The sequence below is a fragment of the Streptomyces bambusae genome, from assembly GCF_019400985.1.
Classification (GTDB): Bacteria; Actinomycetota; Actinomycetes; order Streptomycetales; family Streptomycetaceae; genus Streptomyces; species Streptomyces bambusae_A.
This window is the reverse complement of sequence record NZ_WTFF01000622.1, coordinates 1-1,555: the sequence shown is the minus strand read 5'-3', so window position 1 is coordinate 1,555 and position 1,555 is coordinate 1. Positions and strand designations below refer to the sequence as shown.

Genomic DNA, 1,555 nt, shown 5'->3' with positions numbered 1-1,555 from the left:
GTCCGCGCCGGCCACCGCGTCCACCGCGGTCGCGCCGGCGGCTGGGCCGGGAAGTTCCGCCCCGACCATCGCGCCGGTCTTGACCACCGCGCCCGCGCCGACGGCCGAGCCGGGCACTTCCGTCGCGTCCGCCGCCCGGTTTGCGGTGTCTGCCCAGGCTTCCGCGTCCGCGCCGGCCACCGCGTCCACCGCGGTCGCGCCGGCGGCTGGGCCGGGAAGTTCCGCCCCGACCATCGCGCCGGTCTTGACCACCGCGCCCGCGCCGACGGCCGAGCCGGGCACTTCCGTCGCGTCCGCCGCCCGGTTTGCGGTGTCTGCCCAGGCTTCCGCGTCCGCGCCGGCCACCGCGTCCACCCGGGCTTCCGCGTCCGCCGCGGCCGCGCCGGGAACCACCGCCCCGGCCGCTGCCACCTCCGTGGCCCCGGCCGGGCCGGGGACTTCCGCCCTGTCCGCCGCCCGGTCTACGGCGCCCGCCCACGCTCCCGCGTCCGCTGCCCCCACCGTGGCCCCCGCCCCGGCCCGCGCCGCGGCCACCGCACCCACCGCCGCCGTGTTCCCGTTGGTGTCCACCCGCGTCACCGCGCTCAGCCCCGACGATCTGGCCCCGCTCGCGAGCCCCGCGCTCGCCGCCGCCCTGGCCGGGCTGCGTGCCCGGCGCGAGGCGGCCGAAACCGCCGGCAGCGTCCTGGGCGACCTGCTGTACGCCCTCGTCCCCACCCTCGACGACGCCCCCGCCGCCCGCCGCGCCGCGCTCCGCCTGCGCCGCGACCCCCACCACGCCCGGTCCACTCCCAAGACTGCGGCCGCCGTGGACGCCGTACGCCCCCACCTCGACCCGGCCGGCCGGGAACACCTGTCCGCCTGGACCGAGGCCGTTGCGCAGCTCGATGCCGCCCGCGCCGCCGCGGAACGGCTGGTCCGCGAGGAGGCCCGCGCCGCCGGCGCCGCGATGACGGAGCTCCTGCGCCGCCCCGACCTCGCCGCGGGCCTCGCCCTCGCCAGCCCGGCGTTCACCCGGGAGCTCCTGCGCACCGAGCCGGGCCGGCCCCCGGCCCCCGGCACACGGCTCGCCCGTACCGCCCTGTCGTACCTGACCCGGACCGCCGTCAAGACGAGCCCCTTCGGCCCCCTGGTCACCCTCGGCCTCGCCACCCTCGGGCCGGCCCCGCAGACCCGCACCCCGGCTGCCGCTTCCACTTCCACTTCCGCTCCCGGCCCGCGCCGCGACACCGTCTCCCCGCGCCACCTGGCGGTCGAGCTGCTACGGGCCTTCGCCACCGACCCGGACATCTCGAACACCGTGGACCTCCGGATCAACCCCAGCCTGCGCCAACTGGCCGGGACCTGGCAGGTCATGCTGCCGCAGTACCTGCGCAGCGAGATCCCGTACCGCACCGACTCCCTCGCCCACGCCGACCTCTACGCCGACTTCTACGCCGACTTCTACGCCGACCAGCTGACCCCGCACACCCCCGCCGGGGCCGGCACGCCCGCCGGGGCCGGCACGCCCGCCGGGGCCGGCACGCCCGCCGGGGCCGGCACCCCCGCCCGGGCC

At 79.7% G+C, this 1,555-nt stretch carries 2 pseudogenes; one reads left to right on the top strand and one right to left on the bottom strand.

The features are described from left to right. Positions 1 to 570: pseudogene (locus GPJ59_RS36120) on the bottom strand (hypothetical protein); the annotation flags it as partial. Between GPJ59_RS36120 and GPJ59_RS36115 the strand changes: the two are divergent. Then, positions 563 to 1,555, top strand: a pseudogene (locus GPJ59_RS36115) (lantibiotic dehydratase); the annotation flags it as partial. The pseudogenes GPJ59_RS36120 and GPJ59_RS36115 sit on opposite strands and share 8 nt — an antisense overlap.